General features: G+C 68.8%; 26 protein-coding genes and 1 riboswitch. Of the genes, 14 read left to right on the forward strand and 12 right to left on the reverse strand.

All coding sequences use genetic code 11. From position 1 onward, the window contains the following. Positions 1 to 38: 38 nt before the first annotated feature. The 3 genes from ACIA8X_RS03795 to rplI are packed head-to-tail and all read left to right on the forward strand — an operon-like array spanning position 39 to position 1,385. Complete coding sequence (locus ACIA8X_RS03795; RefSeq protein WP_393455697.1) at positions 39 to 638, forward strand: single-stranded DNA-binding protein; 600 nt, start codon at positions 39 to 41, stop codon at positions 636 to 638. Positions 639 to 683: 45 nt separating this feature from the next. Continuing rightward, positions 684 to 920 (forward strand): 30S ribosomal protein S18, encoded by a 237-nt coding sequence (rpsR, locus tag ACIA8X_RS03800; RefSeq protein WP_003949403.1) that lies wholly within the window; start codon positions 684 to 686, stop codon positions 918 to 920. Positions 921 to 938: 18 nt separating this feature from the next. Beyond that, a complete protein-coding gene (gene rplI / locus ACIA8X_RS03805) occupies positions 939 to 1,385 on the forward strand; it encodes a 50S ribosomal protein L9 (RefSeq protein WP_217212371.1) in 447 nt (148 codons plus the stop codon). Positions 1,386 to 1,518: 133 nt separating this feature from the next. Here rplI and ACIA8X_RS03810 read toward each other — a convergent pair whose 3' ends face one another. After that, entirely contained in the window at positions 1,519 to 2,856 is a 1,338-nt protein-coding gene (locus ACIA8X_RS03810) for an MATE family efflux transporter (protein WP_393455701.1), read from the reverse strand. 460 nt (positions 2,857 to 3,316) lie between these two features. On the opposite strand from ACIA8X_RS03810, the gene dnaB reads away from it, so the two are divergent. Both dnaB and ACIA8X_RS03820 read left to right on the forward strand, forming a co-directional pair. Then, positions 3,317 to 4,795 carry a replicative DNA helicase gene (gene dnaB / locus ACIA8X_RS03815; protein ID WP_393455704.1) on the forward strand — a complete coding sequence of 493 codons (1,479 nt, stop codon included), beginning with the start codon at positions 3,317 to 3,319 and terminating at the stop codon, positions 4,793 to 4,795. Positions 4,796 to 4,855: 60 nt separating this feature from the next. Continuing rightward, positions 4,856 to 6,247: a serine hydrolase domain-containing protein gene (locus ACIA8X_RS03820; RefSeq protein WP_399457710.1), complete on the forward strand. Its 1,392-nt coding sequence runs from the start codon at positions 4,856 to 4,858 to the stop codon at positions 6,245 to 6,247. 47 nt (positions 6,248 to 6,294) lie between these two features. On the opposite strand, the gene ACIA8X_RS03825 is transcribed toward ACIA8X_RS03820, so the two are convergent. Continuing rightward, positions 6,295 to 6,747 (reverse strand): GNAT family N-acetyltransferase, encoded by a 453-nt coding sequence (locus ACIA8X_RS03825; RefSeq protein WP_393455710.1) that lies wholly within the window; start codon positions 6,745 to 6,747, stop codon positions 6,295 to 6,297. Between the two features lie 9 nt (positions 6,748 to 6,756). After that, positions 6,757 to 7,215: a MarR family winged helix-turn-helix transcriptional regulator gene (locus tag ACIA8X_RS03830; RefSeq protein WP_393455713.1), complete on the reverse strand. Its 459-nt coding sequence runs from the start codon at positions 7,213 to 7,215 to the stop codon at positions 6,757 to 6,759. A 140-nt stretch (positions 7,216 to 7,355) separates the two neighbouring features. On the opposite strand from ACIA8X_RS03830, the gene ACIA8X_RS03835 reads away from it, so the two are divergent. Both ACIA8X_RS03835 and ACIA8X_RS03840 read left to right on the forward strand, forming a co-directional pair. Further along, positions 7,356 to 8,567 (forward strand): MFS transporter, encoded by a 1,212-nt coding sequence (locus ACIA8X_RS03835; RefSeq protein ID WP_399457711.1) that lies wholly within the window; start codon positions 7,356 to 7,358, stop codon positions 8,565 to 8,567. Between the two features lie 86 nt (positions 8,568 to 8,653). After that, entirely contained in the window at positions 8,654 to 9,076 is a 423-nt protein-coding gene (locus tag ACIA8X_RS03840) for a heme-binding protein (protein ID WP_393455719.1), read from the forward strand. Positions 9,077 to 9,162: 86 nt separating this feature from the next. Here the strand turns inward: ACIA8X_RS03840 and ACIA8X_RS03845 are convergent, their stop codons facing one another. Then, the gene (locus ACIA8X_RS03845; protein ID WP_393455722.1) at positions 9,163 to 10,029 is read right to left on the reverse strand and encodes a GNAT family N-acetyltransferase; all 867 of its coding nucleotides are present in this window, start codon (positions 10,027 to 10,029) and stop codon (positions 9,163 to 9,165) included. A 276-nt stretch (positions 10,030 to 10,305) separates the two neighbouring features. On the opposite strand from ACIA8X_RS03845, the gene ACIA8X_RS03850 reads away from it, so the two are divergent. Together ACIA8X_RS03850 and ACIA8X_RS03855 are read left to right on the forward strand one after the other, a co-directional pair. Then, the gene (locus tag ACIA8X_RS03850) at positions 10,306 to 10,938 is read left to right on the forward strand and encodes an HAD family hydrolase (RefSeq protein WP_393455725.1); all 633 of its coding nucleotides are present in this window, start codon (positions 10,306 to 10,308) and stop codon (positions 10,936 to 10,938) included. Between the two features lie 415 nt (positions 10,939 to 11,353). Beyond that, positions 11,354 to 13,117, forward strand: a complete 1,764-nt coding sequence (locus ACIA8X_RS03855; protein WP_393455728.1) for a globin domain-containing protein — start codon at positions 11,354 to 11,356, stop codon at positions 13,115 to 13,117. Between the two features lie 12 nt (positions 13,118 to 13,129). On the opposite strand, the gene ACIA8X_RS03860 is transcribed toward ACIA8X_RS03855, so the two are convergent. From ACIA8X_RS03860 to ACIA8X_RS03880, 5 genes are all read right to left on the reverse strand, one after another. Further along, a complete protein-coding gene (locus ACIA8X_RS03860; protein ID WP_393455731.1) occupies positions 13,130 to 13,612 on the reverse strand; it encodes an NUDIX domain-containing protein in 483 nt (160 codons plus the stop codon). 159 nt (positions 13,613 to 13,771) lie between these two features. Beyond that, complete coding sequence (locus tag ACIA8X_RS03865; protein WP_393455734.1) at positions 13,772 to 14,677, reverse strand: LysR family transcriptional regulator; 906 nt, start codon at positions 14,675 to 14,677, stop codon at positions 13,772 to 13,774. A 235-nt stretch (positions 14,678 to 14,912) separates the two neighbouring features. Then, complete coding sequence (locus ACIA8X_RS03870; RefSeq protein ID WP_399457712.1) at positions 14,913 to 16,067, reverse strand: cystathionine gamma-lyase; 1,155 nt, start codon at positions 16,065 to 16,067, stop codon at positions 14,913 to 14,915. After that, the gene (locus tag ACIA8X_RS03875; protein WP_393455740.1) at positions 16,064 to 16,555 is read right to left on the reverse strand and encodes a low molecular weight protein-tyrosine-phosphatase; all 492 of its coding nucleotides are present in this window, start codon (positions 16,553 to 16,555) and stop codon (positions 16,064 to 16,066) included. Before ACIA8X_RS03875 ends, ACIA8X_RS03870 begins: the two co-directional genes overlap by 4 nt. 7 nt (positions 16,556 to 16,562) lie before the next feature. After that, positions 16,563 to 16,940 carry a phage holin family protein gene (locus ACIA8X_RS03880; RefSeq protein WP_393455743.1) on the reverse strand — a complete coding sequence of 126 codons (378 nt, stop codon included), beginning with the start codon at positions 16,938 to 16,940 and terminating at the stop codon, positions 16,563 to 16,565. Positions 16,941 to 17,000: 60 nt separating this feature from the next. Here ACIA8X_RS03880 and ACIA8X_RS03885 point away from each other — a divergent pair, with 60 nt between their 5' ends. The 4 genes from ACIA8X_RS03885 to ACIA8X_RS03900 all read left to right on the forward strand — a co-directional run bounded on the left by ACIA8X_RS03885 (position 17,001) and on the right by ACIA8X_RS03900 (position 19,295). Beyond that, positions 17,001 to 17,318, forward strand: a complete 318-nt coding sequence (locus tag ACIA8X_RS03885) for a cupin domain-containing protein (protein ID WP_393455746.1) — start codon at positions 17,001 to 17,003, stop codon at positions 17,316 to 17,318. Between the two features lie 162 nt (positions 17,319 to 17,480). Further along, positions 17,481 to 17,693, forward strand: a complete 213-nt coding sequence (locus ACIA8X_RS03890; RefSeq protein WP_030048440.1) for a DUF5326 family protein — start codon at positions 17,481 to 17,483, stop codon at positions 17,691 to 17,693. A gap of 331 nt (positions 17,694 to 18,024) precedes the next feature. Next, positions 18,025 to 18,759, forward strand: a complete 735-nt coding sequence (locus ACIA8X_RS03895; RefSeq protein ID WP_393456323.1) for an IclR family transcriptional regulator — start codon at positions 18,025 to 18,027, stop codon at positions 18,757 to 18,759. Positions 18,760 to 18,857: 98 nt separating this feature from the next. Next, positions 18,858 to 19,295, forward strand: a complete 438-nt coding sequence (locus ACIA8X_RS03900) for an SsgA family sporulation/cell division regulator (protein ID WP_062707976.1) — start codon at positions 18,858 to 18,860, stop codon at positions 19,293 to 19,295. Positions 19,296 to 19,577: 282 nt separating this feature from the next. Here the strand turns inward: ACIA8X_RS03900 and ACIA8X_RS03905 are convergent, their stop codons facing one another. After that, a complete protein-coding gene (locus ACIA8X_RS03905) occupies positions 19,578 to 21,173 on the reverse strand; it encodes a YibE/F family protein (protein WP_399457713.1) in 1,596 nt (531 codons plus the stop codon). Positions 21,174 to 21,493: 320 nt separating this feature from the next. Continuing rightward, a riboswitch (TPP riboswitch) is annotated at positions 21,494 to 21,683 on the forward strand. On the opposite strand from ACIA8X_RS03905, the gene thiC reads away from it, so the two are divergent. After that, complete coding sequence (gene thiC / locus ACIA8X_RS03910; RefSeq protein ID WP_399457714.1) at positions 21,676 to 23,478, forward strand: phosphomethylpyrimidine synthase ThiC; 1,803 nt, start codon at positions 21,676 to 21,678, stop codon at positions 23,476 to 23,478. (Overlaps the previous riboswitch by 8 nt.) A 195-nt stretch (positions 23,479 to 23,673) precedes the next feature. On the opposite strand, the gene ACIA8X_RS03915 is transcribed toward thiC, so the two are convergent. Both ACIA8X_RS03915 and ACIA8X_RS03920 read right to left on the reverse strand, forming a co-directional pair. After that, entirely contained in the window at positions 23,674 to 24,543 is an 870-nt protein-coding gene (locus ACIA8X_RS03915; protein ID WP_393455757.1) for a hypothetical protein, read from the reverse strand. A gap of 193 nt (positions 24,544 to 24,736) precedes the next feature. Then, positions 24,737 to 25,813 (reverse strand): metallophosphoesterase, encoded by a 1,077-nt coding sequence (locus ACIA8X_RS03920; protein ID WP_399457715.1) that lies wholly within the window; start codon positions 25,811 to 25,813, stop codon positions 24,737 to 24,739. Positions 25,814 to 25,862 lie beyond the last annotated feature (49 nt).

Raw genomic sequence — 25,862 nt, forward strand, 5'->3', positions numbered from 1 at the left:
CAAGCAGCCAGAGCAGCAAACCCGCCGAGAGGTTCCCCATGGCAGGCGAGACCGTCATCACGGTCGTCGGCAATCTTGTCGACGACCCCGAGCTGCGCTTCACCCCCTCCGGTGCGGCGGTCGCGAAGTTCCGTGTCGCGTCCACTCCCCGCACCTTCGACCGCCAGACGAACGAGTGGAAGGACGGCGAGAGCCTCTTCCTCACCTGCTCGGTCTGGCGTCAGGCGGCGGAGAACGTCGCCGAGTCGCTTCAGCGAGGCATGCGCGTCATCGTGCAGGGCCGACTGAAGCAGCGGTCCTACGAGGACCGTGAGGGTGTCAAGCGCACGGTCTACGAGCTGGACGTCGAGGAAGTCGGCGCCAGCCTGCGCAACGCCACGGCCAAGGTCACCAAGACCGCCGGCCGCGGTGGCCAGGGTGGTTACAGCGGCGGTGGCGCTGGCGGCCAGGGTGGCGGCGGCTGGGGTGGAAACTCCGGCGGCGGTCAGCAGGGTGGCGGCGGCGCTCCCGCCGACGACCCGTGGGCGACCGGCGCTCCCGCCGGTGGCAACCAGGGCGGCGGCGGTGGCGGCGGCTGGGGTGGAAACTCCGGCGGTGGCAGCGGCGGTGGCGGCTACTCGGACGAGCCCCCCTTCTAGGGACGGGTTCGTACCCAAACTTCTTGATCACACAGGAGAAACACCATGGCGAAGCCGCCTGTGCGCAAGCCTAAGAAGAAGGTCTGCGCTTTCTGCAAGGACAAGGTCACGTACGTGGACTACAAGGACACGAACATGCTGCGGAAGTTCATTTCCGACCGCGGCAAGATCCGTGCCCGCCGCGTGACCGGCAACTGCACGCAGCACCAGCGTGACGTCGCCACGGCCGTCAAGAACAGCCGTGAGATGGCGCTGCTGCCCTACACCTCCACCGCGCGATAAGGGAAGGGTGACCGAAACATGAAGATCATCCTCACCCACGAGGTCTCCGGCCTCGGCGCCGCGGGCGACGTCGTCGACGTCAAGGACGGTTACGCTCGCAACTACCTGATCCCGCGGAAGTTTGCTATCCGCTGGACCAAGGGCGGCGAGAAGGACGTCGAGCAGATCCGTCGTGCTCGCAAGATCCACGAGATCCAGACCATCGAGCAGGCCAACCAGGTCAAGGGCCAGCTCGAGGCCGTCAAGGTCCGTCTGGCCGTTCGCTCCGGCGACGCCGGTCGTCTCTTCGGTTCCGTCACCCCGGCCGACATCGCTTCCGCGATCAAGGCTGCCGGTGGCCCCGAGGTCGACAAGCGCCGCATCGAGCTCGGTGCGCCGATCAAGACTCTGGGCGCCCACGAGACGTCCGTGCGTCTGCACCCCGAGGTTGCCGCCAAGGTCAACATCGAGGTCGTCGCGGCCTGATCGCTGCGCTCGGCTTGAACAGCTGAATGAAGGGGTCGTACCCGCTGAGGTACGGCCCCTTCGCTGTGAGCTCTGCGGGTGGGAGCGGATCGGGCTCCGTTTCACGTGAAACACGCTGTTTCACGTGAAACGGTCAGCGAGTCGCTCCCGTGACGATCCAGCGGCCTGAACGGGCGCGTAGCCAGAGCGTCAGCATGCGCACCGCCATCATCAGCGTCATCGCTCCCCAGATCGCGGTGAGACCACCACCGAGCACGGGCACGAGCAGCGCGACCGGAGTGAAGACCGCGAGGGTGAGCACCATGGCCCAGGCGAGGTACGGCCCGTCGCCGGCGCCCATCAGCACGCCGTCCAGGACGAAGACGACGCCGCAGATCGGTTGGGAGAGAGCCACGATCACCAGGGCGGGCAGCGCGGCGTCCTTGACCGAGGAGTCGCTCGTGAACAGCGGCAGGAAGGCCGGCCGTGAGATCACCACGAGCAGTCCGAGGACGACACCGGCAGCGATGCCCCACTCCACCATGCGGCGGCAGGCGGCCCGGGCGCCCTCGGTGTCGTTCGCACCGAGATACCGACCGATGATGGCCTGCCCGGCTATGGCGATGGCGTCCAGAGCGAAGGCGAGCAGGCTCCAGAGCGACAGGATGATCTGGTGTGCCGCGATGTCGGCATCCCCGAGGCGGGCCGCGACAGCCGTGGCAATCATCAGGATCGCCCGCAGCGAGAGGGTGCGGACCAGCAGGGGAACCCCGGCTTGTGCCGATGCCCTTATCCCCGTCGCGTCGGGGCGCAGGGAGGCGCCGTGTTCACGGGCGCCTCGGATGACGACCACGAGGTAGGCCCCAGCCATGCCGCACTGGGCTATCACGGTGCCCCAGGCTGAACCGGCGATGCCGAGGTCGGCGCCGTAGACGAGACCCACGTTGAGGGCGGCGTTGGCGACGAAGCCCGCGATGGCGACGTAGAGAGGTGTCTTGGTGTCCTGTAGGCCGCGTAGTACGCCGGTGGCGGCGAGTACGACGAGCATCGCTGGGATGCCGAGCGCCGAGATCCGTAGGTAGGTGGTCGCGTACGGGGCCGCGGTGTCCGAGGCGCCGAAGAGTTCGACGAGGAACGGTGCGGAGGGGAGAACGACCGCGATGACGGCGGCGCCGAGGAGGAGCGCCAGCCAGATGCCGTCCATGCCCTGACGGATGGCGGAGGGCAGGTCGCCGGCGCCGACGCGTCGGGCGACAGCCGCAGTGGTGGCGTAGGCGAGGAAGACGAACACGCTCACGGCCGTCATGAGGAGGGCCGAGGCGACCCCGAGTCCGGCGAGCTGTGCGGTGCCGAGATGGCCGATGATGGCGCTGTCGGCCATGACGAAGAGGGGCTCGACGACGAGTGCGCCGAAGGCCGGGACGGCCAGTGCGACGATCTCTCGGTCGTGCTGTCGCCGGGCGGCCTTGGGAGTCGCGGGAGCCTGTGTCATGACCACCAATCTAATCGTCCACAGGTAAGAGATGCAATGAAGTAGTGCCCCTTACTGAGCGTCTCGTGGTGTGTGCTCCCGCGCACCGTTCGAAGCGAACTTGGTCCGACTGGGGAAGTTTTTCTTCTGCACAGCCGGTGGACGGTAAACATGCAGGTCAACGGCTGTGCCCGGGAATCGTGATGGGCTTGTTCACAGGGCTGTCCACCGGGTCGTGCACAGGTTTTGTGGAGTTCTCCACAGCATCCGGGCCGTCGTCCACATGGCCTGTGGATAACCAGATTGGCTGACGGTGCTTGCAGGCCTAACGTGGACCGGCGCCCACTCCGTCCGTCGGGCTTGGAACCGTCACAAAACCGACGTGCCAGAACCGGAGTTGGGCCTCTTATTTGTCAGTGGCGTGCCGTAGAACAGAGAGGCACGGCGAGGTCCGCTAGGCGGACGGGAGGAGGTCGCTCGGGTGAGCATTTCCGAGCCCTTGGACGATCCGTGGGCCGACAGCGGTCCCAGCGATCGTCTGCCCGCTTCCCGCCGACGCGGTGACGGTGGCCGAGGACGTGACGAGCAGCACGACCGCGGCCGGGAAAGCGGCGAGTGGGACGGCGGGGGCTCGGCCTTCGAGCGGGTACCACCGCAGGATCTCGACGCCGAGCAGTCCGTCCTCGGCGGCATGCTTCTGTCCAAGGACGCCATCGCCGACGTGGTCGAGGTCATCAAGGGCCACGACTTCTACAAACCGGCGCACGAGACGATCTTCCAGGCGATCCTCGATGTCTACGCCAAGGGGGAGCCGGCCGACCCCATCACCATCGCCGCCGAGCTCACCAAGCGCGGCGAGATCAACAAGGTCGGCGGCGCCTCGTATCTCCACACCCTCGTCCAGACGGTGCCGACGGCGGCGAACGCCGAGTACTACGCCGAGATCGTCCATGAGCGCGCTGTGCTGCGCCGCCTGGTCGAGGCAGGCACCCGCATCACACAGATGGGATACGCGGCCGACGACGACGTCGACGAGATCGTCAACCGTGCCCAGGCCGAGATCTACGCGGTCACAGAGCAGCGCACCAGCGAGGACTATCTGCCGCTCGGCGACATCATGGAGGGCGCGCTCGACGAGATCGAGGCGATCGGCTCGCGCACCGGCGAGATGACCGGTGTGCCCACAGGGTTCACCGACCTCGACTCGCTCACCAACGGCCTGCACCCGGGCCAGATGATCGTCATCGCTGCACGTCCGGCCATGGGTAAGTCCACGCTAGCGCTGGACTTCGCGCGGGCCGCGTCGATCAAGAACAACCTGCCGAGCGTCATCTTCTCCCTCGAAATGGGGCGCAACGAGATCGCGATGCGTCTGCTGTCGGCCGAGGCGCGGGTGGCCCTGCACCACATGCGCTCCGGCACCATGACGGACGAGGACTGGACGCGCCTCGCGCGCCGGATGCCCGAGGTCTCGGCCGCGCCGCTGTACATCGACGACTCGCCGAACCTGTCGATGATGGAGATCCGCGCGAAGTGCCGTCGGCTGAAGCAGCGTAACGACATCAAGCTTGTGATCATCGACTATCTGCAGCTGATGCAGTCCGGTGGTTCGAAGCGTTCCGAGAGCCGTCAGCAGGAGGTCTCGGACATGTCCCGTAACCTCAAGCTCCTGGCCAAGGAGCTGGAGGTCCCGGTGATCGCGCTCTCGCAGCTCAACCGTGGACCCGAGCAGCGCACGGACAAGAAGCCGATGGTGTCCGACCTGCGTGAGTCCGGCTCCATCGAGCAGGACGCCGACATGGTGATCCTGCTGCACCGTGAGGACGCCTACGAGAAGGAGTCGCCCCGCGCGGGAGAGGCGGACATCATCGTGGGCAAGCACCGTAACGGCCCGACGGCGACGATCACGGTCGCCTTCCAGGGCCACTACTCGCGGTTCGTGGACATGGCGCAGACCTGATCCGACTCACCCCGCGGATATGCGCTCGACTCCCGAGAGTTCGCCGGGTGGACTGGGGGCATGACGACATCCCAGGAAGAGCTGCTCCCCGCCACGCGCCGGGCACTGCTGCACCGCATCGCCGTGGCCCAGGCCGAAGGCCGCGCGCCCTCGCTGGTCGCCGCGGTCGTACGGGACGGCACAACCGTGTGGCACGGCTCGCGCACCTCGGTGGAGGGGCACGCGCCGGACGAGAACGTTCAGTACCGGATCGGCTCCATCACCAAGACCTTCACCGCCGTTCTCGTCCTGCGTCTGCGCGATGAGGGCCTGCTCGACCTCGGTGACGCGCTGGAGAAGCATCTGCCGGGCACCGGCGCGGGGGAGGCCACCATCGCCGAACTGCTCGCGCACACCAGTGGGTTGGCGGCCGAGTCGCCCGGACCGTGGTGGGAGCGGACTTCCGGAACCCTGCGGCCCGAACTCTCCGACGTCCTGGGCGAGCAGCCCTTCCTGCATCCGTCGGGCCGCCGGTTCCACTATTCGAACCCCGGCTACACCCTGCTGGGCGCGCTGGTCGAGAAGCTGCGCGGCGCTCCGTGGGAGGACGTACTCCGGCGTGAAGTGCTCGAACCTCTGGGTCTGAAGCGCACGAGTACGCGGCCGCAGGCACCACACGCGGGAGGCTGGGCGGTGCATCCCTGGGCCGACGTGATGCTTCCCGAGCCCCTCGAAGACCTGGGACGGATGGCGTCGGCTGGTCAACTGTGGTCGACGACCGATGACTTGGCGCGGTTCGCGGCCCTCCTGGCCAAGGGCGACGAGCGGGTGCTGAGCGTTGAGTCACTGCGGGAGATGAGGATGCCGGCGGCTCCGTCGGAGGCGGCGGATGTGGCGAGCGGCTATGCCTACTGCCTGGGACTGGAGATCCGGCACCAGGACGGCAGGACCCTCGTCGGGCATTCGGGGTCCCTGCCGGGCTTCCTTGCCTGCCTTGCTGTGAGTGTGGAGGACGATCTCGCAGCCGTCGTCCTGGCCAACTGCACATCGGGCCCCCTGCTGTTCACCGTCGCCGCCGACCTCGTCCGCATCGTCGCCGAGGCCGAGCCACGCATCCCCGATCCTTGGCGTCCGATGCCCGAGGTCGACTCTGCGGTCCTGGAGCTGGCGGGCCAGTGGTACTGGGGAACGCATCCCTTCGCTCTGCGGCTGACGGCCGATGGGACCGTCTCGCTGGAGCCGTTGTCCGGCAAGGGACGGCGTTCGCGTTTCCGGGCCAACGGTGACGGCACATGGACCGGGCTGGAGGGCTACTACGCCGGCGAGCTCCTGAAGGCCGTACGACGCCCGGACGGGGCCGTGGACCATCTGGACCTCGGGTCGTTCGTCTTCACGCGTCAGCCGTACGACGAGGGGGCCGCTGTGCCCGGAGGTGTGGATCCCGACGGGTGGCGGGGCAGCGGCTCGTTCTGACGGTCCGAGGATGGGCCTGTTTCACGTGAAACAGACCCATCGGCGTTTCACAACTGGATCTTGAAGCCCATGTGCGAGGACGTGAAGCCGAGCCGCTCGTAGAAGCGGTGGGCGTCCGTGCGGCTCTTGTCGGAGGTCAGTTGCACCAACTGGCAGTTCTGCCGACGGGATTCATCGATCGCCCACTCGATGAGCTGTGTGCCCAGTCCGCTGCCGCGCTCGGCGGCGTGGATGCGTACGGCTTCGATGATCGACCTGGTCGAGCCGCGCCGCGACAGCCCGGGAATGATCGTGAGCTGGAGCGTGCCGACGACACGGCCCTCGCGGACGGCGACGACCAGGTGCTGGTTCGGGTCGCTGCTGAGTCGCTCGAACGCGGCGCGATAAGGGGTCAGGTCGTCCAGTGACTCACGTTGGGCGCCAAGCGGATCGTCCACGAGCATGCCGACGATCGCGGGGATGTCGTCGGTGACGGCGGGGCGTATCTCAAGATCTCCCATGCTCGCACCCTATGCGGGTGCCTGGAGCGACTCCACGACACGGACCAGCGGGGCCAGTTCGGGATTCTGCGCGGCTTGGTCGAGGGCTTGGCGCAGGGCTGTGTCGTTGGTGGGGCGGGCTTCTTGGAGGAGTGTGAGGCCTGCTGGGGTGACGTTGGTGTAGATGCCGCGGCGGTCGGTGGGGCAGAGGTAGCGGGAGAGCAGGCCGCGGTCTTCGAGGCGGGTGACGAGGCGGGTGGTGGCGCTCTGGCTGAGGACGACCGCGTCGGCGACCTGCTTCATCTGGAGGTGGCCGCCTTCGCCGTCGTGCTGGCGGCTGAGGACGTCGAGCAGGGAGTACTCGCGCACGCTGAGGTCGTGTCCGGTCTGCAGGGCGCGTTCGATGTGTGCCTCGATCCTGCCGTGCAGCAGGGAGAGGGCGCACCAGCCCTGGGCGAGGGCGGTGAGCGCGGGGTCCGTCGCCGTCATGGCGTTTCCTCCGTCCTGGAGCGACTGAAGCCAAGGTAGAGCAGGGCGCAATAGACCGCGCTTGCAAGTAGGCCGCGCATGCAAGTATTGTCATCACATGTAAAGCGCTCCTGCAATCGTATGGGAAGGTGCACCCCTTCATGCCTCTCGCGCTTCTGGCCCTCGCGATCGGGGCCTTCGGAATCGGAACGACCGAGTTTGTGATCATGGGGCTGCTGCCCGAGGTCGCGGGCGATTTCGGGGTCTCCATCCCCACCGCCGGGTTCCTGGTGACCGGCTACGCGCTCGGCGTCGTTCTCGGTGCTCCCCTGATGACCGTGCTCGGCACCAAGGTCTCTCGCAAGCGCATGCTGATGCTGCTGATGGGGCTGTTCATCGTCGGCAACCTGCTGTCCGCGGTCGCTCCCGCCTTCGCCGTCATGCTGATCGGTCGTGTGGTCGCCTCGCTCGCCCACGGTGCCTTCTTCGGGATCGGCTCGGTCGTGGCGGCCGACCTGGTCGCCCCGGACAAGAAGGCCGGAGCCATCGCGATGATGTTCACCGGCCTGACCGTGGCCAATGTCGTCGGCGTCCCGCTGGGCACGTTCGTCGGGCAGTCCGTCGGCTGGCGCGTCACCTTCGGCATCGTCGCCGCCCTCGGCGTCGTCGGCCTGGCGGGCGTGGCCAAGCTCGTCCCGGACATGCCCAAGCAGCAAGGCGTACGCCTGCGCCACGAACTGGCCGCGTTCAAGAACGCCCAGGTCCTGCTCGCCATGGCGATGACGGTCCTCGGCTTCGGCGGCGTCTTCGCGGCCATCACCTACATCGCGCCGATGATGACCCATGTCGCCGGCTTCTCCGACGGCTCCGTCACCTGGCTGCTGGTCCTGTTCGGGCTCGGCATGGTCGGCGGCAACCTGATCGGCGGCAAGTACGCCGACCGTGCGCTGATGCCCATGCTGTACGTCTCCCTGGGGGCCCTCGCCCTCGTGCTCGCGCTCTTCACGCTGACCGCGCAGAACAAGATCCTCGCGGCGATCACGATCGCGCTGATCGGTGCCCTGGGCTTCGCCACCGTGCCTCCGCTGCAGAAGCGCGTCCTCGACCAGGCGCACGGCGCCCCGACACTCGCCTCGGCCGTGAACATCGGCGCCTTCAACCTCGGCAACGCCCTGTCCGCCTGGCTCGGCGGCCTCGTCATCGAGGCCGGGTTCGGCTACACGTCCCCCAACTGGGTCGGCGCCGCCCTCGCCGCCGCCGCGCTGCTGCTCGCCTTTCTCTCGGCCGCACTGGAGCGCCGCGACGGAGCAGCCCCCAGCGGCGTCGTCACGAGCACCGTGCCGGCTGAGCAGCGAGCCGCCGCTCACCACTGAGTCGCCCCGTGTGCGGCGTCAGGGCCGCCGCCGCACATACGGCCCGTGATCGTCCACCTCAGCACCACACCGCAAGGAGAACCCCCATGAGCACCGCCACCGCCGTCGTCCCCTTGACCACCCAGGACGCCGACGTCCTCGTCGCCACCGCCCACCAGGCCGCCGAGGCTGCCGGGGTGACCGTCAGCGTCACGATCCTGGATGCCGGAGGTCAGCTGCTCGCCTTCCGGCGGGACGACCGAGCCGTGCTGATTTCCGGGGAGACCAGCACGCGTAAGGCCTACACGGCACTCCAGCTCGACGCCCCCACTGTCGATCTCGTCGACGCCGTACAGCCTGGTGGCCTCTTCCACACCCTGCCCACCGCCCTCGATCGGCCACTGCTCTTCATCGCGGGCGGTGTGCCGATCCATCGAGACGGCCGGCTGATCGGCGCGATCGGGGTCGGCGGCGGCGCGCCCGAGCAGGACCACCAGTTCGCGGCGGCAGCGATCGAGGCACTTGGCTGACAGCGCACCGCAGTGTCGACGATGAAGCGCCGGTCCCTGATGGGGCCGGCGCTTGCTGTGGGTGCTTCAGCTCGTAGCCACGTGCCTCAGCCCGCCGCCACCGTCAGGGGAGCGAATCGCCTGGTCCAGTCGCCGGGGAGTTCGGCGATGCCGTGCGTCATGACCGAGTTGAAGGCGACGGATGCCAGACCGTGCTCCTTCGCCCAGGTCAGCAGCTCCTCGTGGCGTACGTCGATGTCGGTGCGCAACGGGCGGTCGGTGTGGGCGCCGAGGGAGGCGATGAGTGCCTTCGCGGTCTCCGTGTCGCGGGCGATCAGCGGGCCCACGACCTGTGTGTCCATGTTGGGCCAGGCGCCCGCGTATCCGACGATCCGGCCGTCCGCCTCGGCGACGCGCAGCTGATCGGTGAAAGCGGGGAGCCGCGTGATGATGTGCGTGCGGTCGGTGCCGAACACCTCTTCGTCGAGCCGCACGATCGCGGTCAGATCCTCGGCGGTGGCCGCGCGCGTGGCGACCTCGGGTGCCGAGGGGCCGGGGCGGAAGTGGCCACGCAGCATCTCCGCACGACCGGTGGCCTTGAAGCCGAGCTCCTCGTAGAGCGGCCGGCCGTTCGGCGTCGCGTGCAGCGTCAGCGGGGTCGTACCCATCGCGGAGATGACGTGACGCATCAGGCGGCGTCCGACGCCCTGTCGGGCATGCCGCTCGGCGACCAGGACCATGCCGACGGCTCCCAGATCGGGTCGGCCCTGAGGCCCGTACTCCGTGACCACGCAGGCGCTGACGAGACCGCCGTCGGGGTCGTCGATGCCGTATCCCTTGCCGGCCGTGAGGAGGAACCCCCACTTGTGTTCCTCACGGGGCCAGCCCCGATCCTCGGACAAGTCGGCGCAGGCGGTGAGGTCGCGAGGCGTCAGACGGCGGATGGGCAGAGCGGCGAGGGAAGGAGTCGGCACGCAGGTCAGGCTGTCTGACGACTGCCCTGGTCGTCCAGCCGTTTCCGGGGAGACGTACGAGCTTTTGGCCATGTCATGGACCACCGCACAATGTGCCGACTGACGCCGGGTGTTTCACGTGAAACATGGACGAACGGCGAGCGACGATAAAAGGGCCTCCATCAAAGGGCCTCCATCAGGGGGCGTTCGGTGAGCGTTCTCCGATACGTGGGAGCGCGTCTCGCGCCCGAGTCGATGAAGGTGATCTTCCCGCCCGTCCCATTAGCCTCAAGGCCCATGGCCAGACTTCACCTCTTCGACCTCGATGGCACACTCCTGCACGGAACGACCGCCCCTGTGGAGATCTCACGGCAACTCGGCCTGGAAGCGGAGACCGTGGCGCTCGACCGGGAGATCTCGGCGGGGCTGATCGGACCGCCGGAGTACGCGACGCGGGTGTACGCGCTCTGGGCGGATCTCACTGAGGCCCATGTGATGGCTGCCTTCGAGGATGCTCCTTGGCTGGCCCGGATCCGTGACGTCTGGGCGGAGATCAGGGGACAGGGCGACTACTGCGCCGTCGTATCCCTCTCGCCCTCCTTCTTCGTGGAGCGGCTGACGGGCTGGGGAGCGCACGCGGCGTACGGTTCCCGCTTTCCAGCCGTGCCGTTCACCGAGCCCGTGGACCCGGCGGGAGTGCTCAGCGCCGCGGCGAAGGTGCGTGTCGCCGACCGGCTCTGCGAGGAGTTCGGGGTGACGCGGGCCGACTGCGTTGCCTATGGCGATTCACTGTCGGACAAGGACCTGTTCGGTGCTGTCCCGGTTTCCGTCGCCGTCAACGCGGATCGCCATCTGGCCGGACTCGCGACCCACACTTACATGGGGATGGATCTGTGGGAAGCCTATGAATTGGTACGCAGTAGCCGGTAATCGAAGGAACTGCTCGTTCGCAGCCTTGCCCAATTCGTGAGAGATGAAGGGGGGACTTGTGATCGGGCCGTCGGCCGGTAGGGTCGACTCCGGTTCGTGTCCGAGCTGTGATGCAGAGCCCCGGCGCGGACCGACCGCAAGACAACGCAGCTTAACGGGACGGAGAGATCGAAGACCCGCATTCTCGGGTAAGCGGCCAGGGTGCCCACGCGCGGTGGGATGCTGCGGTAAGAGTACTGCGGCCAATGTCACACTCTCGCCTTACTTGTCCGTACCGAGTGTGAATACGGGTTGAATGTGGCCGCATTGGTCACGGCAACGAACGGGGAAAAGCAAGCCGTCGCGGGGGAAGCAGGCATCTTCCGACCGAGGAAGTGCGTAGACCGACCGAAAGATGTTCGAGGCGAGGCACACGATGGACGCTCCGACCACCACGTCGGCCGACAACGGCACTTCCGGCGGCGGGGGCGGCTGGTTCACGCCGCGCAAGCAGCCGGCGGCGACACCGGGCACCGAACAGGAGACGGCCGAGGGCCGCCGCTTGGCAGCGATGCGTCCGGTCGGCAGGACGGCGACGGCCGCGGGCACGGCCCCGCCGCCCCAGGACGGCACACAGCCCGCCACTGCCGACGGCCGGTCGGAGTCGGCCTCCGCGGACGGCATCGGCTTCGGTTCCGGCATACCGGACCCCGCAACCCGCCCCGCCCCTGAACAAGGTGCACCGGCCGCGATACCGACTCCAGCCACGCCCACCCCGAGCCACATATCGTCTCCGCCGTACGCACCGGCCTCGGCCACAGGCCAAGTGGCCTCAACCCTCGCCCCGGCGCCCGGCCGGTCCCCTGCCTTCGCCCCGGCGCCAGGCCAAGAGCCGCCCGCCTCCGCCTCCGCGTTCGCCTCGCCCCAGGCCCAAGCTCAGGCCCACGCGCAGGCCCAAGGCCAGACGCCCCCCGCCCACACCCAGGCGCCCACAGGTCACCCGGCGATATCGAGCCCCGCTCCCATATCCCCGTCCTCCCCCCACCTGCACGTTCCGACCCAGCGCCCCGCCCCACCCCAAGCCGCCTCTCCGGACGCCATCCTGATTCGCCGGACGATGGCCGAGGTCGCCCCGGTCGCTGACAAGGTCACCTCGTACTTCTACGCGCTGCTCTTCGTGCGCCACCCCGATCTGCGCTCGCTGTTCCCCGCCGCGATGGACACCCAGCGGGACAGGCTGCTGAAGGCCCTCCTCACGGCGGCCGAGCACATCGACAACAAGCCCGTCCTCGTCGAGTACCTGCAGAACCTCGGCCGCGGCCACCGCAAGTACGGCACCCGGCCCGAGCACTACCCGGCCGTCGGCGAATGCCTCATCGGCGCGCTGAGCAAGTACGCCGGCGGTGTCTGGGACGGGGAGATGGAGGCCGCCTGGGTCCGGGCGTACACGACCATCTCGCAGGTCATGATCGACGCCGCGTCGGCGGACGAACTACGCGCCCCCGCCTGGTGGTACGCGGAGGTCGTGGCGCACGACCTCAGGACCCCGGACGTCGCGGTCGTCACCGTCCGTCCCGACCAGCCCTATCCCTTCCTCGCCGGGCAGTACACAAGCCTGGAGACGCCTTGGTGGCCGAGGATCTGGCGGCACTACTCCTTCGCCTCGGCGCCCCGCTCCGACGGGCTACTGACGTTCCATGTGAAGGCCGTGCCCGCGGGCTGGGTCTCCAACGCGCTGGTGCACCGCGCCCGGCCGGGGGACATCATCCGGCTCGGCCCGCCGGCCGGTTCGATGACCGTGGACCACACCACGGCCAGTGGTCTGCTCTGCCTGGGCGGAGGCACCGGCATAGCGCCCATCAAGGCGCTGATCGAGGACGTCGCCGAGCACGGTGAACGACGACCGGTCGAGGTCTTCTACGGCGCCCGCAGCGATCAGGACCTGTACGACATCGACACGATGCTCCGGCTCAAGCAGTCCCACCCGTGGCTGGAGGTCCGCCCGGTGGTGGACCGGCACGGGCTCCTCCAGCTTCCCGACGCCATACGGGAGTACGGGCCCTGGACCGAGTACGACGCCTACGTCTCCGGACCGCCCGGCATGATCCGCAGCGGTGTGGACGCGCTGAGGGACGTCGGTGTCCCGTCCGAGCGCATACGGCATGACTCCGTGGAGGAACTCGTCGTCATCGGGGACTGAACGTCGGTTGGATCAGCCCAGGTCGGGGGCGTGCATCGCACGGACGCCCTCGATGTTCCCGTCCAGGTAGTGCCGTAGCGAGAGCGGCACGAGGTGGACAGAGGCGATTCCGACCCGGGTGAACGGCACCCGCACGATCTCGTACTCGCCGATGGGCTCGTCCATTTCAGGACCGTGCCGCAGGGACGTGTCCATCGACTCCAGGCGGCAGACGAAGAAGTGCTGCACCTTCACACCGGTTGCGCCGCCGTCCTCGCCTATGTGCTCGACGGTGTCGACGAAGCAGGGCACAACGTCGATGATCTTGGCGCCGAGCTCCTCGTACACCTCGCGGTGCAGGGCATCGACGACAGTGGGGTCTGTTGACTCGACTCCGCCACCGGGAGTGAGCCAGTAGGGATCCACACCGGGCTTGGTGCGCTTGATCAAGATCAGGTCGTCGCCGTCCAGCAGAACGGCGCGGGCGGTGCGCTTGACCACGGGTCGGACGGTCATGGGAGAAATGTGGCCCGGCTGGTTCCACGTGAAACATCGCGAGACGTCACCGGTCGAGCTCACCCAGTGATGGCCCCGTATGCCCTGCTCAGGCCCTCTTGGCAGTCGCCGCCCGGACCGGCTCGGAAGCCCCTGCTCAGACCGCTCCGAAGCCGCTGCTCAGGCCCAGTCGGAAGCCGCTCTGAGCAGCCACTCGTGGGCCCGCACGATATGCGGCATCGCCAGCGTGCCGGTGCGGACCACCAGGAAATACGTCCGCAGCGGCGGCACCGGTGGATCGTGCAGGGCGACGACGTCGCCGCGCTCCAGCGCGGCCGCGCACAGATAGCGGGGCAGTACCGCGAGCCCCGCCCCCGCGACGGCGCACGCCAGGACCGCGCGCAGATCGGGGACGATCACGGTGCCGGGGGCGGCGGGACGGGAGTCGAAGATCGAAGCCCAGTACCGGGAGACGAACGGGAGGGACTCGTGCACCTCCACCACCGGAACGTCCTCCAGTGCGTGCGCCCCCTTGTGGCGCAGCTGCCCCGAGCCGATTCGGTCGACCCAACGGGGGGCGGCGACGAGCACATGTTCCTCGTCGCAGAGCGCAGTCGCGGTGAGCAGACCGCCGCGCGGACGGGCCGTACTGATGGCCAGATCATGATGCCCTGCGGCCAGCCCCTCCAGGCTCTCCTCGGCGTTGCCGAAGGACGCGCGCAGCGCGAATCCCTGGCCGTCCTCGCCGGTCAGCTCGGTGAGCGCGGGCAGCGCGCGCTCGGCGGTGAACTCGGGAGGGCCGGCCAGGTGCAGGGTTCGTAACGAGGACTCGTCGTCGAGACCCGTCTCGGCGATCTCCACCAGGGCGTCGAGGTGCGGGGCGGCCTTGTGGGCGAGTTCGTCGCCTATGGTCGTCGGCGTCACCCCGCGAGCCTGCCGCAGGAAGAGGGGGCGGCCCAACTGCCGTTCCAGGGTGCGGATCTGTGAGGTCACGGCCGGCTGCGACAGTCCGAGCAACGCGGCGGCGCGGGTGAAGGAGCCGGCCCGGTGCACGGTCACAAAGGTGCGCAACAAGGCCAGATCCATGCGACACCCTCCCCTTTCCCGCCCTTCTCCTCACCCCCAGGGCAGGCAGGGTCCAACTATAAATAAGTCGATAGGTCGCTGTCGCTACTGTGATTGGACACTGACAGAGAGTCAACTAGCCTTGCTTGCGCGGTTCTTCGCGCGCGGAACCGGGGGCGGTCCGAGCCACGAGGGGGGAGGCTCGGACCGCCCGTTGTACGTATGCGGACACCGACGGACGCAGGTAAGGCCTCGGTCACTGCGCCGACTCGTCCAGTGCGCTCAGCACATCCGCCACCAGATCCTCGGGATCCTCCGCGCCGACCGACATGCGGATGAAGCCCTCCGGTACGGCATCGCCGCCCCAGCGTCCGCGCCGTTCGGCCGTGGACCGCACACCGCCGAAGCTGGTCGCGTCGTCGACGAGCCGCAGGGTGTCCAGGAAACGCTCGGCACGCGCGCGCGTGGGCAGCGTGAAGGACACCACGCAGCCATAGCGCCGCATCTGCCGCGAGGCGATCGCGTGCGAGGGGTCGTCGGGCAGCCCCGGATAGCGCACCCCGAGCTCCTCCGGCCGGTCCCGCAGTGCCTCAGCGACCGCCAGGGCGCTGGCGTTCTGCCGCTCGACGCGCAGCTGGAGCGTGGCGAGGGAACGGTGCGCCAGCCAGGCCTCCATGGGTCCCGGAATCGCCCCGACGATCTTGCGCCAGCGCCGTACGGCGGCCATGGCCTCGGCGTCGCGGCCGGTGACGTATCCCAGCAGCACGTCGCCATGTCCCGTCAACTGCTTGGTGCCGCTGGCCACCGAGAAGTCGGCGCCGAGCTCCAGTGGCCGCTGCCCGAGCGGCGTCGCGAGCGTGTTGTCGACGGCGACGAGGGCGCCGCGCGCGTGCGCCTCCGACACGAGCCGCCGGATGTCGCACACGTCGAGGCCGGGGTTCGACGGGGTCTCGATCCACAGCAGCTTCGCGCCGTCCAGGACGCCGAGTTGGGCGTCCCCGCCGGTCGGCGCCGTGCGCACCTCGATGCCGTACGCCTCCAACTGCGCGCGTACCAGGGGCAGCGCCTGGTAGCCGTCGCTGGGCAGGACGACCGCGTCGCCGGTACGCAGCTGCGAGAAGAGCACCGACGACGTCGCGGCCATGCCCGACGCGAAGACCAGCGTCTCGACGCCGTCCTCCGCCGGCGACTCCAACTCGCCGATGGCCCGCTCCAGGTGGGACCAGGTCGGGTTCTCGTCGCGTCCGTAGGTGTACGGCCCCGTCGGCTCGCCCGGCAGGTGGAAGTGGGCGGCGAACACCGGGCCCGGCAGAGTGGGCTCGTACTTGACCGGCTCGGGCAGCCCGGCCCGCACCGCGCGTGTGCCGTCCCCGTCGCCGGAGGGCGGCCCCTGCGTATCCGTGTCGCTCATGCCGCGTGTCCCCCCACCTGCTCGCGGACCGCGGCGAGGAGGCCCGTGCTTGCCGCCTCCACCATCTCGAGGCACTCCTCGAAGCCGTCCAGGCCGCCGTAGTACGGGTCCGGCACGTCCAGGTCGTCGTCCGCGGCGGCGTCGTAGGAACGCAGCAGCCGCACCTTCGCCGCGTCCTGTGGCGAGGGCGCGAGGCGGCGCAGGGCCTTGAGGTGCCCGACGTCGAGCGCGACGACGAGGTCGAGTCGGTCGAACCAGGACGACTGGAACTGCCGAGCCGTGTGGCCACCGTCATAGCCGTGCTCTTCGAGGACGGAGACGGTGCGCGGATCGGCGGGATCGCCCTCGTGCCAGCCGCCGGTGCCGGCGCTGTCGATCTCGACCAGGCCGTCGAGTCCGGCTTCCGCCACCCGGGCGCGGAAGACGGACTCGGCCATCGGCGAGCGACAGATGTTGCCGGTGCAGACGAAGCAGACGCGGTAGGTCATCGGATGCTCAGTCCCCGTCGGGCAGGACGACGTTGAGCGCCCAGGAGACGACCGAGATGATCAGGCCGCCGAGCACGGCGGTCCAGAAGCCCTCGACATGGAAGCTCAGGTCGAACGTGTCGGCGAGCCACGAGGTCAGCAGCAGCATCAGCGCGTTGACGACCAGCGTGAACAGGCCGAGCGTCAGGATGAGCAGTGGCAGGCTCAGAAGCTTGACTATCGGCTTGACCAGGAAGTTCACCAGGCCGAAGATCAGCGCGACGATGAGCAGGGTGCCGACCTTCTTGCCCGTGCTGTCACCGGTGAGGGTGATCTTGTCGAGCAGCCAGACGGCGACCGCCAGGGCGCCCGCGTTGGCGATCGTCTTGACTACGAAATTCTTCATGTGTCTGATCGTGGCAGACGAGATCGGCCATGAGCACTGGGACAAGGGCGGACGACAGCGATGAAGGCATTCCGGCTGGACGAACTGGAGGCGGAGCGCGCCGCCAACGAGGGCGCCTACCTGCAGTTTCTGCGGGAGCGCAACATGTCGGTCGGTCTGTACGCGCTCGACGCCGGGGAGCAGGATCCACAGAAGCCGCACAACCAGGACGAGGTCTACTTCGTTGTGAGCGGCCGGGCCCAGATCACCGTCGGCATGGAGACCACCCAGGTGGCGCGGGGCAGCGTGGTGTACGTGCCGGCCGGGGTCGCCCACAAGTTCCACCACATCAGCGAGGATCTGAGGGTGCTCGTGGTGTTCTCTCCACCCGAGAGCTGACCTCGGGTCTCGGGGTTCCCTAGGGGATCGATCAGGGGATGACAAGGGCTGCGAGGCCCCGCCGGGGCACCTGCTCGTCCTAGCATCGAGTGCAGGGAATCAGCAGATTCGAAGGATCGGGACCCGGCACAGTGACGGGCCGGAGAGGTAAGGACGAGGGCGATGCGTGAGATCTTCGCAGGACTGCCGTGGTGGGTGAAGTGGATCGCGGTGCCGGTCATCGCTCTGGTCGTGTTCGGCGGCCTGATAGCCAGCGTCGTCGGGTTCGTCATCGGACTGCTCTTCAAGGTGCTGGTCTTCGTGGCACTGGTCGGTGGACTGATCTACGTCGTACGGAAGTTCACGTCGAGCTCCTCGTCGCGCAGCGACTGGTGAGGGCCGTGGGGACTGTGGGGACCGGTGGGCGGTAACAGGAATCACCGGTTCCCTCGGCCGAGGGAAGTTTTCCGGGCAGGGCGTCAGCGAGCGGTGACGGGCCAATAGAGTCCGGAAATCGACGCGGGGATGCCCCCGCGAGCGGCGTGCACCCCTCCCGTGTTCCCCCGCACGGGCTCCCCCCTCGGCGCTCAGGGAGTGACCCTTGGCCACGGTTGACACCGCCCCCTCAGACCCCCACGCACCCGTCGGACGGCCGCACTCCTCCGCACCCCAGGTGCCGAGGCAGGCATCCCCGACACCCCCCGAGCAGCCGCACTCCGCGACGCTCATCGGATCCGTCCAACGTGCGATGCGCCTACTGGAATGCGTCGCCGGGCACGAGTACGGCGCTCCCGCCAAGCAACTCGCCCGCGAGACGGGTCTGGCACTGCCCACCGCCTACCACCTGCTGCGCACCCTGGTGCACGAGGGCTATCTGCGCCGCGACAGAGGACTGTTCTTCCTGGGCGAGGCCGCTGTGCGGCTGAGCAGCAGCGGAGCCGAGCAGAAACGTCGCAGCACGGTGGCCGACGCGCTCGCCCACTGTCGTGACGCCCTGGGCCTTCCCGTGTACTACGCCCTGTACCGCGACGGCGAGATCGAGGTCATGGGCGTCTCCGACACCCCCGGCAACCCGGCGGTCGAGGAATGGGCCGACTTCCGCGAGACCGGCCATGCGCACGCCATCGGTCAGTGCCTGCTGTCCCAACTGGGCGAGGACGCCCGCCGGGACCATCTCGACCGCCATGCCGTGCAGGCCATCACCCCGTACACGGTGCGTGACAGCCGCACCCTGCTGCGACGCCTCGAACGGATCCGCCGCATGGATCCGGTGACCGAGCGCCAGGAATACGCGCTGGGCACGGTGTGCGCGGCGATCCCGATCACCGTGGGCAGCACAGCCGCGACCATCGCTATTTCCCTGCCCGTACATCAGGCCGACCGGCTGCTGTCGGCGGCACGTCAGCTGCAGGACGAAGTCGGGCGGCTCCTGGGGTCACTCTCGATCTCTATCAGTATGTGAAAACTCACTCCTTGTGATCTCTCGTGTACGTTCAGCAAGATTCCACCAGTGTCGGGGTCCGTTCCCCGGCCAGTCGACGGCAAACGACGGGGTAGGCGATGCGTGAGTCCGTGCAGGCAGAGGTCATGATGAGCTTTCTCGTCTCCGAGGAGCTCTCCTTCCGCATCCCGGTGGAGCTGCGCTACGAGACCTGCGATCCCTATGCCGTGCGGCTGACCTTTCACCTGCCCGGCGATGCCCCGGTGACCTGGGCGTTCGGCCGCGAGCTGCTGGTCGACGGGGTGGGCCGGCCGTGCGGGGAGGGCGACGTACGGGTCTCGCCGGCCGGATCCGAGACGCTCGGCGACGTGCTGATCCGGCTTCAGGTCGGCGCCGACCAGGCGCTGTTCCGCTCCTCGGTGGCGCCGCTCGTGGCCTTCCTCGACCGCACCGACAAGCTGGTGCCGCTCGGGCAGGAGGGTGCGCTCGCCGACTTCGACGCCCACCTGGACGAGGCCCTGGACCGCATCCTGGCGGAGGAGCAGAGCGCGGGTTGAGGCGCTACGGCGGCCAGGGTGGGGGTGGCGTAACGCTTCGCCGGGTGCAAACGGCGTGCGTGGGAGCGCTTCCTCGCCGGGCGTGCTCCGGATTGCGCCGGGTGGGCGAGGCCGGCCGTGTCGGATCGGCGGGCGGACCCCTCACCGCCCCCCTCCGCTGTCTCAGCGCTTACGTCGCGCCCTGGCTGCCTCTGTCGCCGTCTCAGCGCTCACGTCGCGCTCTCACTGCCCCCACCGCCGTCTCACCGACTCCATCGCCATCTCACCGCTTGCATCGCCGTCTCACCGCTTACGCCGTCGTCCCCGCCCGCCGCGCCCAGGAGCCGGCTGTGCGCCCGCCGGGACCGGCTGGGTACCCGTCGACGCCGCCCCCTTCTCCGGCCGGTCGGCCGAGACCACCAGGGCCGCGAGAGCCGTGGTGACCGGCACCGAGGCGACCAGGCCGATGGAGCCCACCAGCGTGCGCACGATCTCCTCCGCCACCAGCTCACTGTTGGCGACCGTGCCGACGCCGCTCTGCGCGATCGAGAAGAGCAGCAGCAGCGGCAGCGCGGCGCCCGCGTAGGCGAGGACGAGTGTGTTGACGACGGACGCGATGTGGTCGCGGCCGATGCGGATGCCTGCGCGGTACAGCCCGCGCCAGCCCATCGTCGGGTTGGCCTCGTGCAGTTCCCAGACGGCGGACGTCTGCGTGACCGTCACGTCGTCGAGGACACCGAGGGAACCGATGATGACGCCGGCGAGGAGCAGACCGCTCATGTCGATCGACGGGTACAGCCCGTGGATCAGGCCGGTGTTGTCGTCCGTGTTGCCGGTGAGCGCGGCCCAGTCGATGAAACCCGAGCCCAGGAAGCCGATCAGCAGCAGCGAGAGCAGTGTGCCGAACACCGCCACGGACGTACGTGCCGACAGGCCGTGGCACATGTAGAGGGCGATCAGCATGATGGCGCTCGCCCCGACCACCGCCACGACCAGCGGGTTCGAGCCCTGCAGGATCGCCGGCAGGATGAAGGAGGTCAGCACCAGGAAGCTGACGGCCAGCGCGATCAGCGCCATGACACCGCGCATCCGGCCCACCACCACGACGGCGAGCGCGAAGATGCCGGCGAGCACCGTCATCGGCACCCGGCGGTTCACATCGGTGACCGAGTACTGCAGGTCCTTCGGCGCCGAGGGCTCATAGGCGACGACGACCTCCTGGCCCTCGTGCAACTGCCGTGACTGGTCGGGTTGCACGATCTCCGTGAACGTACGGCCCTTGTCCTGGCCCGTGTCGACGCGGATCGTCGCCTTCTTGCAGGTGCCGTTCTCCTGCTGCACGGCGGAGGAACCCTCGGCGGTGGAGGTGTCGCCGGTCGGGGGCACCCCCGAGGCACCCGCGGCCTTGCAGCTCACTTCGATCACCTTGGTGACCGTGGCCTGCTGAGTCTGCCGGTCGAAGCCGACGCCCGTGCGCTCGTGCGGCGGGGCACCGCCCGGCCACAGCACCGCGAGGCCCACCACCACCGCCGCGGCGAAGGGGATCAGGATCGCCGCGATGACCTTGCGCAGGTGTCGGGAGACAGGCGCCGCAGGACCGTGGGCGTGACTGTGCGAGTGCCCGAACCCACCACCGTCATCGCCGCCCCGCGAGCCGCCGGATCCGGTTCCGTGCCCGTGACCGCCGCCGGAATCGCGCCCGGGCCCATGACCGCCACCGCCACCGGAGTCGTGCCCGTGCCCATACCCGTCACCCGGGCCGGGCCCCTGCCGCGGCGGTCCACCGGACCCGGGACCGCGCTCGTACGGTCCACCGGACCCCGGACGGTGCCCATGCGGTCCACCGGCCCCTGGTCCGCGCCCGTGACCGCCGCCGGACTCGCCCCCGAGCGCCTGCATCCCGCCGGTCCCGGGGCCGTGCTCGTGCCAGCCGTCGGATTGAGCCGCGTGATCGTCGTGACCCTCGCCTCCGGATTCGCCTCCAGATCCGCCTCCGGGCCCACGGCCATACCCGCCGTCGTATCTCGCCCCGGGAACCCCCGAACCCCGGCCGTCGCTACGGCCGTTGCCCCGTGCGGAGCCGTTTCCGGCGCCGGATCCGTGGGGCCGCTCGGGCGGTGGGTAGGGCGGTTCATGCGTCGTGGTCACCGCCCGATCATCGCAAGAACGACCGGGGCCCTCTGTTCACCGCGCCCGAATTGACGCTAGCGTGGTGCCACCTTTGTACACGCGGGAGCTCGGAGCACCGGGCTGAGAGGGCGCTGACCTCCGTCCCAGCGATGTTTCACATGAAACATCACTCATCGCGAGTGATGTTTCACACGAAACGTCGGCAGACGGAAGCCGCTGCGTCGACCGCCGAACCTGTTACCGGGTAATGCCGGCGTAGGGAGTAGGTCTCATGACCATCAAGGACGCGCGCACGCCTGCCTCCACCCAGGACGAACAGTCCATTCAGGGCGAAAACCCCACGGAGGCCGGGAAGTCCATCGGCTGGCACAAGGCGTACGTCGAGGGCTCACGCCCCGACCTGCGGGTGCCGGTCCGACAGGTGCACCTCACCAACGGGCAGTCGGTCACGCTGTACGACACATCGGGCCCGTACACCGATCCAGTCGCCGAGACCGACGTCCGCAGGGGACTGACCCCGCTGCGGGAGAACTGGATCATCGGCCGCGGCGACACCGAGGAGTACGCGGGCCGTCCCGTCCGTCCCGAGGACGACGGCATCAAGCACACCTCGCCGCGCGGCGGTCTGCGCAACCTCGACGCGGTCTTCCCAGGCCGGCCGCGCCAGCCTCGTCGCAGCCGTGACGGCCAAGCGGTCACGCAGCTCGCCTATGCGCGCCGCGGCGAGATCACGCCCGAGATGGAGTTCGTGGCCATCCGGGAGAACGTTTCTCCCGAGGTGGTCCGCGAGGAGATCGCCGCGGGCCGGGCGGTCCTGCCCGCCAACGTCAACCACCCGGAGATCGAGCCGATGATCATCGGCAAGCGGTTCCTGGTGAAGGTCAACGCCAACATCGGCAACTCCGCGGTCACCTCCTCCATCGAGGAGGAGGTCGAGAAGATGACCTGGGCGACCCGCTGGGGCGCCGACACGGTCATGGACCTGTCGACCGGCCGCAACATCCACACCACCCGTGAGTGGGTGCTGCGCAACTCCCCCGTGCCCATCGGTACGGTGCCGCTCTACCAGGCGCTGGAGAAGGTCGACGGCCGCGCCGAGGAGCTGACCTGGGAGATCTACAAGGACACGGTCATCGAACAGGCCGAGCAGGGCGTGGACTACATGACGGTCCACGCGGGTGTGCGCCTGCCGTATGTGCCGCTCACCGCCAACCGCAAGACCGGCATCGTCTCGCGCGGCGGTTCGATCATGGCGGCCTGGTGCCTGGCGCACCACAAGGAGTCGTTCCTCTACGAGAACTTCGAGGAGCTCTGCGAGATCCTCGCCGCCTACGACGTGACGTACTCCCTCGGCGACGGCCTGCGGCCCGGCTCGATCGCGGATGCCAACGACGATGCGCAGTTCGCGGAGTTGAGGACGCTCGGGGAACTCAACACGATCGCCAAGCGTTTCAACGTACAGACCATGATCGAGGGCCCGGGACACGTCCCGATGCACAAGATCAAGGAGAACATCGACCTTCAGCAGGAGATCTGCGATGAAGCTCCGTTCTATACGCTCGGCCCGCTGACCACGGACGTCGCTCCGGCGTACGACCACATCACCTCCGGCATCGGTGCCGCGATGATCGCCTGGTGGGGCACGGCCATGCTCTGCTACGTCACGCCCAAGGAGCACCTGGGCCTGCCCAACCGTGACGACGTCAAGACCGGCGTCATCACCTACAAGATCGCCGCCCACGCAGCCGATCTCGCCAAGGGACACCCCGGTGCGCAGGAGTGGGACGACGCGCTGTCCGACGCCCGCTTCGAGTTCCGGTGGGAGGACCAGTTCAACCTGGCTCTCGACCCGGACACGGCACGGGAGTTCCACGACGAGACCCTGCCGGCCGAGCCCGCCAAGACGGCCCACTTCTGCTCCATGTGCGGGCCGAAGTTCTGCTCGATGAAGATCTCCCAGGACATCCGCCGCCAACACGGCGGTTCCCAGGGGGAGATCGAGGAGGGCATGGCTCAGAAGTCGAAGGAGTTCGCGGCGGCGGGCAACCGGGTGTACCTGCCGATCGCGGACTGACGCCGACGTCCTGACCCAGGGCGCCATGCCCCGGTGTCCGGTGCGCGTGGCCGGGTGTCCGGCGCGTGGCCGGGTGTCCGGCGTGCTGCCCGGCTGTTCGGCTTGCGCCTCCCCGAGGAGGTCTCCTCGGGGCTCCGTCGAGGAGGAGGGTCCCCTGGCGGGGGCTCTCCTACGGCGGGGGCGCAAGCCGAGGGGCTACTCCGGCTGGTGTTCCGGCCCTCCGAAGTCCGGGCTGCTGTAGTCCGGGCTGGAGAAACTCGGGCGCGGGCCCGTGGAGGAGCCGTCGCCGGGGCTGCTGAAACCCGGGCGGTCGTAGCCGAGGTTCGGGATACGGCCGGCGGGTGTCGACGGTGGCAAGCGGTGCAGGGCCGATGCCGTGCCGGGGTCGGCGAGTGCCTCTCGCAGGAAAGGCAGGATGCCGCGCTCCAGCAGGGCCTCGCGCCAGGCTTCCCTGGCCCGGGTGACCTCCTCGCTCAGTTCGCCGTGCGGTCCGCTGACGAACGCGGGCCGGTTGCGCAGGGCGGTGAGCAGGAGGCCGACGGCGGCGACCAGGATCGCGGCCGCCGCCACGGCGCCGAACACCCATCCAGTGGTGAGCATCGTCGTGGCGAACGCCGGCTCGGGGTCGAACATCTTCAGGATGTAGCCCACGAGCAGGAAGATCGCCGCGGCGGTGCCGGCGAGGACGGGTGCGAGGACGGCGAGGACGGCGATGACACCGGGGCCGGCGGTCTCGGCGACTTCTCCCATGGTGGTGGCGAGCCCCATCGCGCCCGTGCCCGACTCGGTGGAGCCGGACTCGCGGGCGGACGACGGGGTGGACGGCGCCGGCTGGCGCAGTTCCTCGCGGACCTTCACGTAGTGCTGGTACTCGGTCGCCGCGGCCGCCGTGATGAGTGCGGTGGCGTTGAGCGCCATGGTGCGCAGCTGTTCGGGGTTGAGCCGCTGTCCGACAGCGGTCAGGTCCGGGTGGTGTGGTGCGGAGCGCAGCGCCTCGTCGAGGAACCGCTCGTAATCCTGGCGGTCCTCGCTGTACAGGTGCTGCGGAACGCTGTTCATGTGCATCCCCCGATGCTCCGTAGGGCTTGGGGCTCGCATGGCAACGAGCCGTCGGGCAGAAACGGAGGGGAGCCTGCTACGGATAAGCCGATGGTAGAGCGGTGACGGCACACGGTGACAGGGGGTTTCCAAAAATTGGGCCCTGGCCTGCGCCGTCTTCCGTCACTACGCCCTGGGGCGACGTCTGCCCCGTGAACGCTCAGATATCCAGGGGAAGTTGCTGGACCAGCAGCTTTCCGGCCATGGTCACGCCGCCGTCCATCGCGACGGCGAGGCCGTCGGCGTAGACGTGCGGTCCCTCGACCAGGGGCCCGCTGTCGTCCTCGCCCTCCTCGGAGCCGACATCGCCCACCAGGTACGGAATCGGGCTGTGACCGTGAACGATGCGGGTGCCGCCGTACGTATCGAGCAGGGAGCGCACATGGTCGGCGCCGCCCTCGTCGCGGAAGGAGAAGCGCTTGGTGAACTTGCGGAAGAGATCCCAGACCTCGTCGGCGTCGTTGCGCGTGAGCGTCTCGCGGACGGTGTCGTTGACCGCCTCGATCGAGTCGCCGTAGTCGAGATAGGCGGTGGTGTCCGAGTGCACGAGCAGATGGCCGTCGACCTCCTCCATGGCGTCCAGCCGCGCCATCCATTGCAGATGGTGGTCCTGGAGACGGTCCATGTCGGTCTTCTGGCCGCCGTTGAGCAGCCAGGCCGCCTGGAAGGTGGCGGTGCCCGCACCGGAGTTGACAGGGGTGTCGCCGAACCGCTTGGCGCCGATCAGCAGCAGCTCGTGGTTGCCCATCAGGGCCTTGCAGTAGCCGCCGGCCGCGGCTGCCTCCGCCGACAGCCGCATCACGAGGTCGATGACGCCGATGCCGTCCGGGCCGCGGTCGGTGAAGTCGCCGAGGAACCACAGCCGGGCGGTGCCCGCGCTCCAATTCCCCGCCGCGTCGATGAGGCCCTGCTCCTGGAGTGCGGCCACCAACTCGTCGAGATAGCCGTGCACGTCACCGACGACGAACAGCGGACCGGGGCTCGCCTCCGACTGCGGGACGGGCAGGGAAGCGGGGTCGACCTGCACCTGAACCGTGTCACCGCGGTTGATGACGGGCAGGTCGCGCTGCGTCGGCGTGTATCCCTCCGGATAGGCCTCGTCGACGAGCGGGACGGCGTCACCCAAGTGTGTGCTGTGGTCGTACGGACCGGTCTCGTGTACGTAAGCGGGCACCCGGAAGTCGCGCAACGTCGCCGTCCGCTCCACCTCGGGTCCCTGACCGGCCCCCTGAGTCATCAGACCCCTCCACCATCGCGCCGCAGCTGCACCGCATCGGACTGCCTGG

Source organism: Streptomyces sp. NPDC051738 (genome assembly GCF_044453205.1).
Lineage (GTDB): Bacteria > Actinomycetota > Actinomycetes > Streptomycetales > Streptomycetaceae > Streptomyces.